General features: G+C 68.6%; 13 protein-coding genes. 9 read left to right on the top strand and 4 right to left on the bottom strand.

The window, feature by feature from the left end; genetic code table 11:
• The first annotated feature begins 89 nt into the window (after positions 1–89).
• From nth to ACFYWJ_RS03860, 4 genes are read left to right on the top strand one after another with little or no spacing between them, the layout of a single operon-like run.
• Positions 90–848 (top strand): endonuclease III, encoded by a 759-nt coding sequence (gene nth, locus ACFYWJ_RS03875; RefSeq protein ID WP_355281019.1) that lies wholly within the window; start codon positions 90–92, stop codon positions 846–848.
• Positions 845–1,504 (top strand): TlpA disulfide reductase family protein, encoded by a 660-nt coding sequence (locus tag ACFYWJ_RS03870; RefSeq protein ID WP_355280914.1) that lies wholly within the window; start codon positions 845–847, stop codon positions 1,502–1,504. The genes nth and ACFYWJ_RS03870 overlap by 4 nt, the downstream gene beginning before the upstream one ends.
• A 14-nt stretch (positions 1,505–1,518) precedes the next feature.
• A complete protein-coding gene (locus ACFYWJ_RS03865; RefSeq protein WP_355280912.1) occupies positions 1,519–2,247 on the top strand; it encodes a CoA pyrophosphatase in 729 nt (242 codons plus the stop codon).
• Complete coding sequence (locus ACFYWJ_RS03860) at positions 2,244–3,437, top strand: MarP family serine protease (RefSeq protein WP_355280910.1); 1,194 nt, start codon at positions 2,244–2,246, stop codon at positions 3,435–3,437. The genes ACFYWJ_RS03865 and ACFYWJ_RS03860 overlap by 4 nt, the downstream gene beginning before the upstream one ends.
• Before the next feature lie 46 nt (positions 3,438–3,483).
• Here the strand turns inward: ACFYWJ_RS03860 and ACFYWJ_RS03855 are convergent, their stop codons facing one another.
• The 4 genes from ACFYWJ_RS03855 to acs form a co-directional block, all read right to left on the bottom strand.
• Positions 3,484–4,470: an alpha/beta hydrolase gene (locus ACFYWJ_RS03855; protein WP_355280908.1), complete on the bottom strand. Its 987-nt coding sequence runs from the start codon at positions 4,468–4,470 to the stop codon at positions 3,484–3,486.
• A gap of 55 nt (positions 4,471–4,525) precedes the next feature.
• Positions 4,526–5,014 carry a phage holin family protein gene (locus ACFYWJ_RS03850; protein WP_355280906.1) on the bottom strand — a complete coding sequence of 163 codons (489 nt, stop codon included), beginning with the start codon at positions 5,012–5,014 and terminating at the stop codon, positions 4,526–4,528.
• Between the two features lie 31 nt (positions 5,015–5,045).
• A complete protein-coding gene (gene nhaA / locus ACFYWJ_RS03845) occupies positions 5,046–6,311 on the bottom strand; it encodes a Na+/H+ antiporter NhaA (RefSeq protein WP_355280905.1) in 1,266 nt (421 codons plus the stop codon).
• A gap of 137 nt (positions 6,312–6,448) precedes the next feature.
• Entirely contained in the window at positions 6,449–8,407 is a 1,959-nt protein-coding gene (gene acs, locus ACFYWJ_RS03840; RefSeq protein WP_355280903.1) for an acetate--CoA ligase, read from the bottom strand.
• Positions 8,408–8,766: 359 nt separating this feature from the next.
• Here acs and ACFYWJ_RS03835 point away from each other — a divergent pair, with 359 nt between their 5' ends.
• The 5 genes from ACFYWJ_RS03835 (at position 8,767) to ACFYWJ_RS03815 (ending at position 14,243) form a co-directional block, all read left to right on the top strand.
• The gene (locus ACFYWJ_RS03835; RefSeq protein WP_355280902.1) at positions 8,767–10,395 is read left to right on the top strand and encodes an ABC transporter substrate-binding protein; all 1,629 of its coding nucleotides are present in this window, start codon (positions 8,767–8,769) and stop codon (positions 10,393–10,395) included.
• A 60-nt stretch (positions 10,396–10,455) separates the two neighbouring features.
• A complete protein-coding gene (locus ACFYWJ_RS03830) occupies positions 10,456–11,382 on the top strand; it encodes an ABC transporter permease (RefSeq protein WP_355280901.1) in 927 nt (308 codons plus the stop codon).
• Complete coding sequence (locus ACFYWJ_RS03825) at positions 11,375–12,304, top strand: ABC transporter permease (protein ID WP_355280900.1); 930 nt, start codon at positions 11,375–11,377, stop codon at positions 12,302–12,304. Before ACFYWJ_RS03830 ends, ACFYWJ_RS03825 begins: the two co-directional genes overlap by 8 nt.
• Positions 12,301–13,974, top strand: a complete 1,674-nt coding sequence (locus ACFYWJ_RS03820; RefSeq protein ID WP_355280898.1) for an ABC transporter ATP-binding protein — start codon at positions 12,301–12,303, stop codon at positions 13,972–13,974. The genes ACFYWJ_RS03825 and ACFYWJ_RS03820 overlap by 4 nt, the downstream gene beginning before the upstream one ends.
• Before the next feature lie 104 nt (positions 13,975–14,078).
• Positions 14,079–14,243, top strand: coding sequence for a hypothetical protein (locus ACFYWJ_RS03815; protein ID WP_355280897.1), 165 nt, complete (start codon positions 14,079–14,081; stop codon positions 14,241–14,243).
• Positions 14,244–14,251: the final 8 nt, after the last annotated feature.

Here is a 14,251-nt window from a genome sequence, read left to right as displayed (position 1 = left end):
TCGTAGCGGTTCCGTATGGTGGACAGGTGCCCGTTTCCCCCTCCACCGCGGCCGCAGGCGACGCCGAAACGGCCGCGGCGCCCACCGGTATCTCCGCGGCGCGCAAGCGCAAGAACCGTGCGATAGCTGCGGAAACGCGGATCGGATTGGTTCGGCGGGCACGCCGGATGAACCGCACCCTCGCCGCGGCCTTCCCCGACGCGCACTGCGAGCTGGATTTCACCACGCCGCTGGAGCTGGCCGTGGCGACGATCCTGTCGGCCCAGTGCACCGACGTCCGCGTGAACCTCACCACTCCCGCGCTGTTCGCCAAGTACCGCAGCGCGCGCGACTACGCCGAGGCCAACCGGGCCGAGCTGGAGGAATACATCCGGCCGACGGGGTTCTACCGGAACAAGACCAGTTCGCTCATCGGGCTCGGCCAGGCGCTGGTCACCGAATTCGACGGTGAGTTGCCTCACACCATGCCGGAACTGGTCAAGTTGCCCGGCATCGGACGCAAGACTGCGAACGTCATCCTCGGTAACGCCTTCGATGTGCCGGGAATCACGGTCGACACCCATTTCGGCAGGCTGGTGCGCCGCTGGAAGTGGACCGAGGACGAGGATCCGGTCAAGGTCGAACACGCGGTCGGCGAGCTGATCGAGCGCAAGGAGTGGACGATGCTCTCGCATCGGGTGATCTTTCACGGTCGCCGGGTGTGTCATGCGCGCAAGCCGGCCTGCGGCGCCTGCGTGCTCGCCAACGATTGCCCGTCGTTCGGGATCGGGCCGACCGATCCGGTGGCCGCCGCCGATCTGGTCAAGGGGCCTGAGCGCGAGCACCTGCTCGATCTGGTCGGCCTGTGAGTGATCCCGCCGAACCGTCGCCGGTGCGACGGCCCGCGGTCCGCTGGGCGCTGGCCGCGCTGATCCTGGTCGTCGCCGCGGCGGTGGCGCTGTGGCCGCGTGGTGGTTCCGAGAACGCCGGCCCGTCGGCACCCCAGACCAAGCAGCCCGCGACCGCGTCGGCGGAGCAGCGGGCCGCGGCGGGTCTGGCGCCGTGCCCGGCCCCGGCTCAGCAGGCCGGATCGGGTCCGCTGGCCGGGATCACCCTGAACTGCCTCGCCGACGGCGCGCCCGTCGACCTCGCCGCCGCGCTCGGCGGCAAGCCCGCGCTGCTCAATCTGTGGGCGTACTGGTGTGGTCCGTGCGCCGTCGAGCTGCCCCACCTGCAGGAATTCGCGCAGCGTGCGGGCTCGCAGCTCACCGTGCTCACCGTGCACAGCGATCCCGACGAGGTGAAGGCGCTGTCGCGGCTGGACGGTCTGGACATCACGCTGCCCGGAATCGAGGACCCGCGGGCGAGCGTGCGCACCGCCGTCGGCGCGCCCGCGGTACTCCCGGTGTCGGTGCTCGTGCGCGCGGACGGCACGATTGCCAGTGTCGAGGTTCGCACGTTCGCCGATGTCGCCGACATCGCCGACACGGTGGCCGAGGAGCTCGGCGTTCGGATCGCGGTATGACGAAGGACGTTGTGATGAACGGTGTACTACGGCTGGACGAGTCCGGCCTCCCGTCCTGGCTGACCGCCGCGATCCGGCACGGTGGCCCCGATGCCGACGACACCCTCGCCACCTCCCGCGCGCTGCGCCGGGCCATGTCGATCACCGGCAAGCCGCGCCAGGCCGCCGTGCTCGTACTGTTCGGCGGCTCGCCGGAGGCCGACTCCGCCGCGCCGGGCGGGCTGCCCGCCGACGCCGACGTGCTGCTCACCCAGCGCGCGTCCACCATGCGGCAGCATCGCGGCCAGGTCGCGTTCCCCGGTGGCGCCGAGGACCCGGGCGACGACGGCCCGATCGGCACCGCGCTGCGCGAGGCCGCCGAGGAGACCGGCCTCGATCCGGCGGGCGTGCAGCCCTTCGCGATGCTGCCGAAACTGTTCGTTCCGCCGTCGAAATTCGACGTGACCCCGGTCCTCGGCTACTGGCGAGCACCGAGCGCGGTCGGCGTCGTCGATCAGGCGGAAACCGAGCGTGTCGTCCGTGTTCGGCTGACCGAATTGCTCGATCCGGCACACAGATTCATGGTGCGTGGCAGTCTCGGCTACCAGAGTCCCGCGTTCCAGGTCGACGGCATGCTGGTCTGGGGGCTCACCGGCGGTATCCTCGCCGGAATCATCAAAACGGCTGGGTGGGAAAGAGACTGGGATCGGGGCGACGTGCGTGACTTGGAGAGCTCGTTGGCTGCGGTCGGAATGACCCTGTGAGCCCGTCGGTATGGCTCGATATCGCGGTGGTGCTGATCGCGTTGGTCGCGGCGTCCACCGGCTGGCGGCAGGGCGCGGTGGCCTCGGCGCTGGCGTTCTTCGGCGTCGCGCTCGGCGCGGTCGCCGGCATTCTGATCGCGCCACACATCCTCAAACACCTCAGTGAGGGGCGCAGCCGGTTGCTCGGCGGCATCCTGCTGATCGTGCTGCTGGTGATCGTCGGCGAGGTCGCGGGCATGGTGCTCGGCCGGGCCGCGCGCACCGGTATCCGGCATCCTGCCGCACGCAGCGTGGACAGTGTGGTCGGTGCCGTCCTACAGGCGGCGACCGTGCTGGTCGCGGCGTGGCTGCTCGCGCTGCCGCTGGCCACCGCGTCCCAACCGGGGGTCGCGGCCGCCATCAACGGGTCGCGGGTGCTCGCCGACGTCAACTCGGTGGCGCCGCAGTGGTTGCGCAAGCTGCCCAACGAATTCTCCAAGCTGCTGGACACGTCCGGGCTGCCGGATGTCATCGGGCCGTTCGGCCGGGCGCCGATCGCCGCGGTCGAGCCGCCGGACGCGAGCGTGCTCGCCAGTCCGGTCGCGGCTTCGCTCCAGCAGAGCGTGTTGCGCATCCGCGGTGTCGCGCCCAGTTGCCAGCGGGCGCTCGAGGGCTCCGGCTTCGTCGTCGCGCCGGAACGGGTGATGACCAACGCGCACGTCGTCGCGGGCACCACGAGCGTGTCGGTCGACACCGCGCGCGGGCCGATGGAGGCCAGCGTGGTGCTGTTCGACGCGTCCAAGGACATCGCGGTCCTCGCGGTGCCGGGTCTGACGGCGCCGGTCGTGCCGCAGGCGCCGGAGGCGGCGAGCTCGGGGGAGAGCGCGATCGTGCTCGGCTACCCCGGCGGCGGCCCGTACACCGCCAGCGCCGCCCGTGTCCGCGAGACCCTCGACCTCACCGGCCCGACGATCCACGAGGATGGTGAAATCACGCGTGAGGTGTACACCGTGCGCGGTCAGGTCAGGGCCGGTAATTCGGGCGGACCGCTGGTCGACACCGAGGGCCAGGTGCTCGGCGTGGTCTTCGGCGCGGCAGTCACCGACGACGACACCGGCTACGTGCTGACCCTGCGCGAGATCGCCCCCGAACTGGCGGCCGCGCAGACCAGCGGGAGCCCGGTTCCCACCGGTGGGTGCGTCCTGAACTGAGCGCGGATCGTCCCGGGCGGCCGCCGGCTGCCCGGGACGAACTCGGTCAGGGGGAGACCAGGCCGTCCTTGGGCGAGCCGTTGACGCCGTTCTGTTCGCGCCAGCGGGTGGTCAGCACCTCGTTGACCTTGCCGGGGTTCTCCTGGTGGGCGTAGTGCCCGGCCCGCGGGATCGACACCAGCGTCCGATCCGGCGACAGCCGCGCCCCACGATGGAACGTGGTCGGCAGCAGGTAGGGGTCGTGCTCGCCGCGCAGCCCGAGGACCGGGATGTCGATCGGCGTGCGCATGGTGGCCATGAACCGCTTGCCGTCGGGCCGCCACTGACTGCGGAAGGCCCAGCGCTGGTATTCCAGCGCGCTGTGTGCGGCGCCGGGAATCCGGATGGCGGTGCGCATCCGGGCCGCGGTCTCGGCGAATTCGGCCGTGCGTGACCAGGATTCGCCGACCCGCTCGCGCAGCAGCCGCTCCACCTCGGCGCCGTCGCGGCGGGTGAGCAGGTGCTCCGGATAGCGGGGCAGCTGGTAGCGCAGGAAGTCCGGCAGCCAGGTGCGGCGCTGCGCCGGATCGCGCAGGACCGCGCTCTTCAACGCCGCCGGGTGCGGCGAACTCACCAGAGCGATCGAGCGGACCAGCCGGGGATGCAGCACGGCCGTGGCCCAGCAGACCAGGCCGCCCTCGGCGTGCCCGACGAGCGTGGCCTCGGTGTGGCCGAGCGCCCGGATCAGGCCGGCGATGTCACCGGCGAGGGTCCAGCCGTCGTAGCCGCGCGGTGGTTTGTCGGTGTCGCCGTAGCCGCGCAGGTCGACGGCGACGGTGCGGTACCCGTGCTCGGTGAGCCCGGTCAGCTGGTGCCGCCACGACCACCAGAAGTCGGCGAAGCCGTGCAGCAGGAGCACCAGCGGGGCATCCGCGCGGTCCGTTCCGTCGGCTTCGACGACGTGGAAGCGGATCCCGTTGGCGTGCACGTCCCGGTGCGTCCACGGTCCGTCGTAACGGACGCTGGACGGATCCGGGAATGAGTTGGACGACACGCCGATCGAGCCTAGTAGGCGGGTCCGGCCGTCGCGACCGGGCCCGCCCGGCGCGTCATCGACGGGTCGACTTCTCCAGCGCGGGAGCGGGCTCGCTGTGGGTGAGCGCCGCGGGCAGCACCTCGGCGGTCTGCTTGAGCGAGTTGATCGTCTTCTCCGGTGCCCGCAGCTTGCGGACCTTGAGCCAGCCGAGCAACGCGAGCAAGGCCGTCGTGATCACCATCAGCACGAACACGATCAGGAACGCGGCCCAGCGGTACAGCCACACGTCCAGCAGTTCGGCGAGGAAGAAGAAAAAGAAGAACGAGCTGAACAGCAGCACGGTCAGCGCGAGAATGAAGAACACGCTGCCGGTGAGTCCCTTGCGGACCTCGGCGGTGACCTCGGCCTTGGCCAGCGCGACCTCGGCGCGGACCAGTGTGGACATCTGTTCGGTCGCATCGCGGACGAGGCTGCCGAAACTCGCCGATCCGGGCGGGTTGGCGTCGGTCAACGGGATGGAAGTGACCGTGCGACCGTCATTTCCGCCTTGGGTGTAACTCACTTCGTCGACCCTTCTCCCTGTCCTGGCACTACTAGGCCTCACTGTCCGGTTGTAGCTCGTCCGCTTCGCGGCGCGCCTGGTGCACACGTCCTCGGCGCAACAGTAGCGCCGATCCGAGCAGCGATGCTGCCATGGAGGTCACCAGGACGGCGGCCTTCGCCAGATCGATGGCGTCGTCACCGACATCGGCCAGGGCGAGTTCCGCCACCAGCAGGCTAACGGTGAACCCGATCGCGCCCAGTACCGACAGGGCGAACATGTCGCGATATTCCAGCCCCACCGGCCGTTTCGCCACGCCGAACCGGATCGCGAGCCAGCTGATCCCGAAGATGCCGATGGTCTTGCCGAGCAGCAGTCCGAGGATGATCGCCAGCGACAACCGATCGGTGAACAGCGAGCCGAACACCGCGGCGTCGAGCGGAACGCCGGAGGCGAACAGCGCGAACAGCGGCACGCAGATGCCCGCCGAGATCGGCTGCACGACATGCTCGAGATGGGTGGCGGGCGCCATCTTCTCGCCCGGGTCCTTGCGCACTCTGGTGAGCAGTCCGAGTGCCACACCGGCCAGTGTCGGATGGATGCCCGCCTCGTGCAGCGCGTACCAGCAGACCAGCGCGACCGGCACATAGAACAGCGGTGTGTGCAGCCGCTGCCGCTGCGCCAGCGCCCAGGCCGCGCAGCAGGCCAGCGCGACCCCGAGCCACAGCATCGACAGCGACGCGGTGAACAGCACCGCGATGAGGATGATCGCGAGCAGATCGTCGACCACGGCCAGGCTCAGCAGGAACACCCGCGCGCTGGCGGGGATGCGTGAGCCGGTCATGGCGAGGACCGCGAGCGCGAAGGCGATGTCGGTGGCGACCGGGATCGCCCAGCCTTTCTCCATGCCGGGCACGCCGTGGCCGACCGTGATCGCGATCAGCGCGGGGGTGACGACGCCGCCGACGGCGGCGATGATCGGCAGCGCGGCCCGTTTCGGGTCGGCCAGCTCGCCGACGACGAATTCGCGTTTGAGCTCCAGCCCGGCGACGAAGAAGAAGATCGCGAGCAGCCCGTCCTTGGTCCAGTCGGCCAGGGTGAGATCCAGGTGCAGCGCGGGGATGCTGAGCCGGGTGTCGACCATCGTCTGATAGCTCGCGCCCCAGGGCGAATTCACCCAGATCAGCGCGACGGCGGCGGCGATGAGCAGCAGCGCGCCACCGACGGTCTCGGTGCGGAGATAGCGGGTGAGCTCGGAGCGAACACGGGTGATCACAGGGGGCCTTCCGGCGGGGTCGACGGCGCTGCGGGCGCTCATCCACCCGGCGGTACCTGGAGATTCACGACCGCATGCCGACCAGTCTTCCCGGCACACCTGAACGCAATTCTAACGGACACGGCCGGTGACATCCGATGCCACCGGCCGTATCCTGCGCGTTCGCGGCGCGCCCCGCCTCAGTTGCCGCCGGCGCGAATCGCCTCGAAAACGCCCGGATCGACCAGGGTCGAGGTGTCGCCGAGTTCGCGGCCCTCGGCCACGTCACGCAGCAGTCGTCGCATGATCTTGCCGCTGCGGGTCTTGGGCAGCTCGGGCACGATGTGGATCTCGCGCGGCTTGGCGATCGGGCTGATCTCCTTGGCCACCTCGGCCTTCAGCTCGTCGACCAGGCCGTCGCCCGCCCGGCCCGCCGAGTCACCGGTGAGGATGACGAAGGCGACGATCCCCTGCCCGGTGGTCGCGTCGCTGGCGCCGACGACGGCGGCCTCGGCCACGGCCGGGTGCCCCACGAGCGCGGACTCGACCTCGGCGGTGGAGATGCGGTGGCCGGACACGTTCATCACGTCGTCGACCCGGCCGAGCACCCACAGGTCACCGTCGGAGTCGAGCTTGGCGCCGTCGCCCGCGAAGTACCAGCCCTGCTCGGCGTAGCGCTCCCAGTAGGTGGCCCGGTGCCGCTCCATGTCGCCCCAGATGCCGCGCAGCATCGACGGCCACGGCTTGTCCAGCACCAGGTAGCCGTTGGCCTCGGTCTCGCCGAGCTGGACCGGCTTGCCCTCCTCGTCGACCACCGTCGCCGAGATGCCGGGCAGCGCGCGCATGGCCGCGCCGGGCTTGGCCGCGGTGACGCCGGGCAGAGGGGAGATCATGATGGCGCCGGTTTCGGTTTGCCACCAGGTGTCGACGATGGGGGTTTTGTTCGCGCCGATGACGTCGCGGTACCAGCGCCAGGCTTCGGGGTTGATGGGTTCGCCGACGGAGCCGAGCAGGCGCAGGGTGGTCAGGTTGTGGGCGTCGGGGATCTCACGGCCCCACTTCATGAAGGTGCGGATCAGGGTGGGGGCGGTGTAGTAGATGGTGACGCCGTACTTCTCGATGATCTCGAAGTGGCGGTGCTCGGTGGGGGAGTTGGGGGTGCCTTCGTAGACGACCTGGGTGGCGCGGTTGGCCAGTGGTCCGTAGACGATGTAGCTGTGTCCGGTGACCCAGCCGATGTCGGCGGTGCACCAGTAGACGTCGGTGCCTGCTTTGTGGTCGAAGACGTTGTGGTGGGTGTAGGCGGCTTGGGTGAGGTAGCCGCCGGTGGTGTGCAGGATGCCCTTGGGTTTTCCGGTGGTGCCGGAGGTGTAGAGGATGAAGAGGGGGTGTTCGGCGGGGAAGGCCTGCGCCTCATGGGACGGCGAAGCGTTGCCGACGGTTTCGTGCCACCACAGGTCGCGCCCATCGGTCCACGGCACCTCGGTGCCGACCCGGCGCACGACGAGCACGTGCTCCACCGAGGACGGCACATCGCCCTTGGCCGCGAGCGCCTCGTCGACGGCCTCCTTGAGCGGGGCGGGCTTGCCGCGCCGCCACTGTCCGTCGGTGGTGATGATCAGCCGGGCCTCGGCGTCGTCGACGCGCTGCCGCAGGGCCGTCGGGGAGAAACCGGCGAACACCACCGAATGGGTGAGTCCCAGTCGCGCGCAGGCCAGCATCGACACGATCGCCTCGGGCACCATCGGCATGTAGATCGCCACGCGATCACCCGCCTCGAGGCCGAGCTCGGTCAGGTAGTTCGCGGCGCGGGAGACCTCTTCGAGCAGTTCGCGATAGGTGATGTCGCGTGAGTCGCCGGGTTCGCCTTCCCAGTGGATGGCGACCTGGTCGCCGTGTCCGTCGATGACGTGGCGGTCGACGCAGTTGTAGGCGACATTGAGCTCGCCGTCGGCGAACCAGCGCGCGACCGGGGCGTCGCTCCAGTCCAGTACCTGGGTGAAGGGCGTGTGCCAGTGCAGGCGGTGCGCCTGCTCGGCCCAGAAGCCGTCACGGTCGGTCTCGCCGCGCTCGTAGAGGTCGGCGCCCGCGTTGGCGGAGGCGGCGAACTCCGCGCTCGGGGGATACGAATCCTGGTGTCCTGCAGCGGTTTCGGTCATGTCGAATCAGCCTCACATGCCTGGTGCGGTCGGGTCGGTCGCGCGGGGCTCACCCCTGCTCCCTCGAGCGTAGTCAACCCGGTCGCGCTGTCGTCGGCGTTGTGTCGGCCAGGTTTCGGCATGGTCAATCGGGGCCGGTTCATCCGATGACTTCGCGGACAGACCGGCCGGTCGCGGGCTATCGTTTTAAATCAACCGTTCAGCTGATGGTTCCGAGAATTGTTCATTTTTTTCTGCCGAGCATGAGGGGCTCGGCATTTTTTCCTGCGTTTCCGTCGAGTAACCGTACTGATACATGTGAAGCGAAAAAGGCTCGGTTCACTGAAAAACCGGGCCGAAGTGGCTAACCTCCGAGCGTTATGCCACGGGAATCGAACCGGGAGAGAGCGTTGAGATTCATCAGAGCGACCGCGCTGATCGCAGCGGGCCTGGCGGCCACAAGCCTCGGCCTGACCGCGTGCTCGTCCGACGACAGTGCCGACGCGAGCATTGTCACCACCAACGCGGGGGAACCGCAGAATCCGTTGGTACCGACCAACACCAACGAGAACATGGGCGGTCGCGTCGTCGACCGTTTGTTCGCCGGGCTGAAGTACTACGACGCCACCGGTGAGGCGCACGACGAGATGGCGGAGAAGATCGAGACCGTCGATCGCAAGTCGTACCGGATCACCATCAAGCCGAACTGGAAGTTCACCGACGGCACCACGGTGACCGCCAAGTCCTTCGTCGACGCGTGGAACTACGGCGCGCTCGCCTCCAATGCCCAGCTGCAGAGTTACGTGTTCACCCCCATTGTCGGATTCGACGAGGTGAATGCCGAACAGCCCAAGGCGCAGACGATGTCGGGCCTGAAGGTGGTCGACGACCGCACTTTCACCGTCGAACTCAAATCCCCCTCGATCGATTTCGAGAGCGCGCTGGGCTACGCGCCGTTCTATCCGCTGCCCGACGCCGCCTTCAAAGACATGAAGGCCTTCGGCGAGAAGCCGATCGGCAACGGCCCCTACGCCTTCGGCTCGTGGGAGCACAACGTCAAGATCGACTTGACCCCCAACCCGGATTACCCCGGCGGCCGCCCGGCCAAGAACAAGGGCCTGCGGTTCGTCATGTACCAGTCCTTCGACACCGCCTACGCCGATCTGCAGGCGGGCAATCTCGACACCCTCGACACCATTCCCGACAGCGCGCTGACCTCCTACAAGAGCGACCTGGGCGACCGCGCGATCACCAAGCCGACCGCGCAGAACCAGCACATCGGCATCCAGACCAGCGTGCCGCACTTCGCCGGCGAGGAAGGCGTGCTGCGCCGCAAGGCGATCTCGATGGCGATCAACCGCCCGCAGATCATCGACAAGATCTTCAACGGATTGCGCATTCCCGCGCGCGATTTCACCGCATCGACGCTGCCTGGCTTCGACGGCAACCTGCCGGGCTCGGAAGTGTTCGACTACAACCCCGACCAGGCCAAGAAGCTGTGGGCGCAGGCCGACGCGATCTCGCCGTGGTCGGGCAAGTACACGATCACCTACAACTCCGACGGCGGTCACCAGGCCTGGATCGAGGCCGTGGCCAACAGTGTGAAGAACACCCTCGGGATCGACGCGGTGGCCAACCCGGTGCCCACGTTCAAGAACGTGCGTGACGCGGTGAACGCCAAGACCATCGGCACCGCCTTCCGCTACGGCTGGCAGGGCGACTACCCGACGATGATGCAGTTCCTGTCCTCGCAGTACTACAGCTACTCCGACACCAACAATGTCGATTACAACAACCCGGAGGTGGACCGCCTCTTCGACGCCGCCATGGCCGCGCCGACCCAGCAGGAGTCCTACAAGCTGATCGCCCAGGCACAGACGATCATGATCAAGGACATGGCCGACATCCCGGTGTTCGACTATGTCGCCGCCGCGGGCCGATCCGACCGGGTGACCAAGGCCGAGCTGGCCTGGAACGGTCTGTTCGACTTCGAGAACATCGAGAAATAACACTCGGAACTGGGCCGGGCCACGGTAAGTGGCTCGGCCCCAGTCGTTTTCGGAGGAAAGATGGCTTGGTACATACTTCGGCGCCTGCTCCAGATGATCCCGGTGTTCCTCGGCGCGACGCTGCTGATCTACGCGATGGTGTTCCTGATCCCCGGTGACCCGATCAAGGCGCTGGCCGGGGAGAAACCGCTGACCCCGGCGGCCGAGGCGGCACTGCGCGCCCGGTATCACCTCGATCAGCCGTTCATCGTGCAATACCTGCACTATCTGAAGGGGATTCTCACCCTCGATTTCGGCACCTCGTTCTCGGGCAGGCCGGTGCGCGAGGAACTCCAGCGCGCCTTCCCGATCACGATCAAACTCGCGTTTCTCGCGGTGCTCATCGAGGGCCTGTTCGGCATCGTGTTCGGCCTGATCGCGGGCCTGCGCAAGGGCAAGCTCTTCGATTCGACCATGCTGATCGCCAGCCTGGTGATCATCGCGGTGCCGGTGTTCGTCGTCGGCTATCTGGCGCAGTTCTTCCTCGGGGTGAAATGGGGGATCGCGCCGGTCACCGTCACCGGCAACGCGAGCCTGGGGGAATTGCTCGTCCCGGCGTTCGTGCTCGGGTCGTTGTCGTTCGCCTACGTGCTGCGGTTGACCCGTAACTCGGTGGCGGAGAACAAGACCGCCGACTACGTGCGCACCGCGACGGCGAAGGGGCTGGGCCGCAGGCGGGTGGTCACCGTGCACATCCTGCGGAATTCGATGATCCCCGTGGTCACCTTTCTCGGGGCCGATTTCGGCGCGCTGATGGCGGGCGCGATCGTCACCGAGGGCATCTTCAACATCCCCGGCGTCGGCGGCACCATGTACCAGGCGATCACCCGCGGCGAGCCACCGACGGTGGTGTCGTTCGTGACGGTGCTCGTCGTGGTGTTCCTGCTGACCAACCTGTTCATCGACCTGCTCTACGCCGCGCTGGACCCGAGGATCCGTTATGCATGAGAGCCAACAGCATTACGTGGCCCCCGCCGACGAGGTGGAGGTGCTGGCCACCGACCGGGTGGTCGACACGGGCACGCCGACCAGCATCTGGGGTGACGCGTGGCGGCGGTTGCGCCGCAATCCGGTGTTCCTGGTCGCGGTCGTGCTGATCGTGCTGGTTCTGCTGGTCGTGGTGTGGCCGTCGCTGTTCACCAGCCAGGACCCGAAGCTGTGCCTCGGCGAGTTCGGCATGGACGGCCCCCGCCCCGGTCACCCGTTCGGGTTCGACAAGCAGGGCTGCGACGTCTACGCGCGCACGATCTACGGCGCGCGGGCCTCGGTCAGTGTCGGGATCGGAGCGGCGATGCTGTTCCTGCTGGTCGGCGGGATCCTCGGCGCGCTGTCGGGGTTCTTCGGCGGCTTCCTCGACACCGTGGTCTCGCGGATCGCCGAGGTCTTCTACGCCATCCCGATGGTGCTGGCGGCGATCGTGCTGCTGCAGCTGCTGCGGCCGACCACGGTGCTGACGGTGATCCTGATCCTCGTCGCGTTCACCTGGCCGCAGGCGGCGCGCATCGCCCGCGGCGCGGTGATCGAGGCCAAGAACAGCGAGTACGTCACCGCGGCCAAGGCGCTGGGCGTGTCGCGGCTGGGGACCCTGATGCGGCACGTGCTGCCGAACGCGGCGGGTCCGCTGATCGTGGTCGCCACGCTGTGGCTCGGCGTCTTCATCGTCACCGAGGCCACCCTGTCGTTCCTCGGTGTCGGCCTGCCACCCGACATCGTCGCCTGGGGCGCCGATATCGCCCGCGCGAAGTACGAGATCCGTACCTCGCCGATCCTGTTCTACCCGGCCGCCGCGCTGGCCATCACGGTGCTGAGCTTCATCCTGCTCGGTGACGCGGTACGCGACGCGCTCGATCCGAAGGAGCGCACCCGATGAGCGAGGCCACCCCACTGCTCGAGATCCGCGATCTCGACGTGTGTTTCACCACCGACGGCAAGCAGGTACCCGCCGTTCGCGGCGTGAATCTCACCGTCTTCCCCGGCCAGACCGTCGCCATCGTCGGTGAGTCGGGCTCGGGCAAGTCGACGACCGCGCACGCGATCATCGATCTGCTGCCCGGCACCGGCAAGGTCACCAGCGGGCAGATCCTGTTCGACGGCACCGACCTCACCCAGGCGTCGGAGAAGGAGATCGTCGCGATCCGCGGCAACGGCATCGGCCTGGTCCCGCAGGACCCGATGTCGAACCTGAACCCGGTGTGGAAGATCGGCTTCCAGATCCGGGAGACGCTGGCGGCCAACGGCATCGCCACCGGCGACGCCGCCCGCAAGCGCGCGGTGGAACTGCTCGCCGAGGCGGGGATGTCGGACGCCGAGCGGCGGGTGAACCAGTATCCGCACGAGTTCTCCGGCGGTATGCGCCAGCGCGCGCTGATCGCGATCGGGCTGTCCTGCCGGCCCAAGCTGCTCATCGCCGACGAGCCGACCTCGGCGCTGGACGTCACCGTACAGCGGCAGATCCTCGGTCATCTCGAACAGCTGACCGCCGAGCTCGGCACCGCGGTCCTGCTGATCACCCACGACCTCGGCCTGGCCGCGGAACGGGCCGAGCACCTGGTGGTGATGTATCGCGGCCGGGTCGTGGAATCCGGTCCGGCGCTGCAGATCCTGCGTGATCCGCAGCACGCGTACACCAGGAAACTGGTCAACTCGGCGCCGTCGCTGGCCGCGCAGCGGATGTCGTCGTCGCGGCAGCGGGCCGCCGTGCGGGCACAGGCCGTCGAGGTGGCCGAGGCCGGGGACAATGTCGGCGACACCGTGCTCGAGGTGCGGAACCTGTCCAAGGCGTTCAAGATCCGTGGCAAGCGGCCGTGGCAGTCCACGGATTTCGTGGCGGTCGACGACGTGAGCTTCAGCGTCGACCGGGGGACGACCACCGCGATCGTCGGCGAATCCGGTTCCGGCAAGTCGACCATCGCGCAGATGGTGCTCGGCCTGCTCGAACCGACCGCAGGCAGCGTGTCCTTCGACGGCAAGGACGTCGCCACGCTGGATCCCAAGGGCGCGTTCGCCTTCCGGCGTCGCGTGCAGCCGATCTTCCAGAACCCCTACGGCTCGCTCGACCCGATGTACTCCATCTTCCGCACCATCGAGGAGCCGCTGCGGGTGCACAAGATCGGCACCCCGGCCGAGCGGGAGGCGGTGGTGCGCGATCTGCTCGACAAGGTGTCGCTGCCGTCGTCGGTGCTGCGCCGGTATCCGAACGAGCTCTCGGGTGGGCAGCGTCAGCGGGTGGCGATCGCGCGGGCGCTGGCGCTCTCGCCCGAGCTGGTGGTCTGCGACGAGGCGGTCTCGGCGCTCGACGTGCTGGTCCAGGCCCAGATCCTCACCCTGCTCAACGATCTGCAGGCCGAGCTCGGCCTGACCTACCTGTTCATCACGCACGACCTGGCCGTCGTCCGGCAGATCGCCGACCACGTCCTGGTCATGCGGGCGGGCAAGGTCGTCGAGTCCGCGACCACCGACGAGGTGTTCGCGGCGCCGGAACAGGACTACACGCGGGCGCTGCTCGACGCGATCCCGGGCCGGGAGCTGCTCGCCGGGTGAGGCCCGGCTCCGCCGCGCGAAACGCCTCGTCCTCGCAGCTCACCGGCGTACCGTGAGCCGGGTCCGAGGTGGTGCGTGGTGGATCGCAGGGGTAGGAGACGCCGATGGATCGCATTCAGGCCGAACGGCAGGCCGAGCTGGAAGCGCGCAGGCGCCGGGCGCTGACCCCGGCCGCCAAGCGGTTGGCCGAGGAGCTGTGGCCGGACCGCACCTGGCCGGGGGTGCGCGGTCTGCACGTGGTCGTCGGGGGCGCGGTGGTCGGACGGTAGCCTCGTAT

The organism is Nocardia sp. NPDC003269 (assembly GCF_042888005.1).
Lineage (GTDB): Bacteria > Actinomycetota > Actinomycetes > Mycobacteriales > Mycobacteriaceae > Nocardia.
This window is presented reverse-complemented; position numbering and strand designations above follow the sequence as displayed.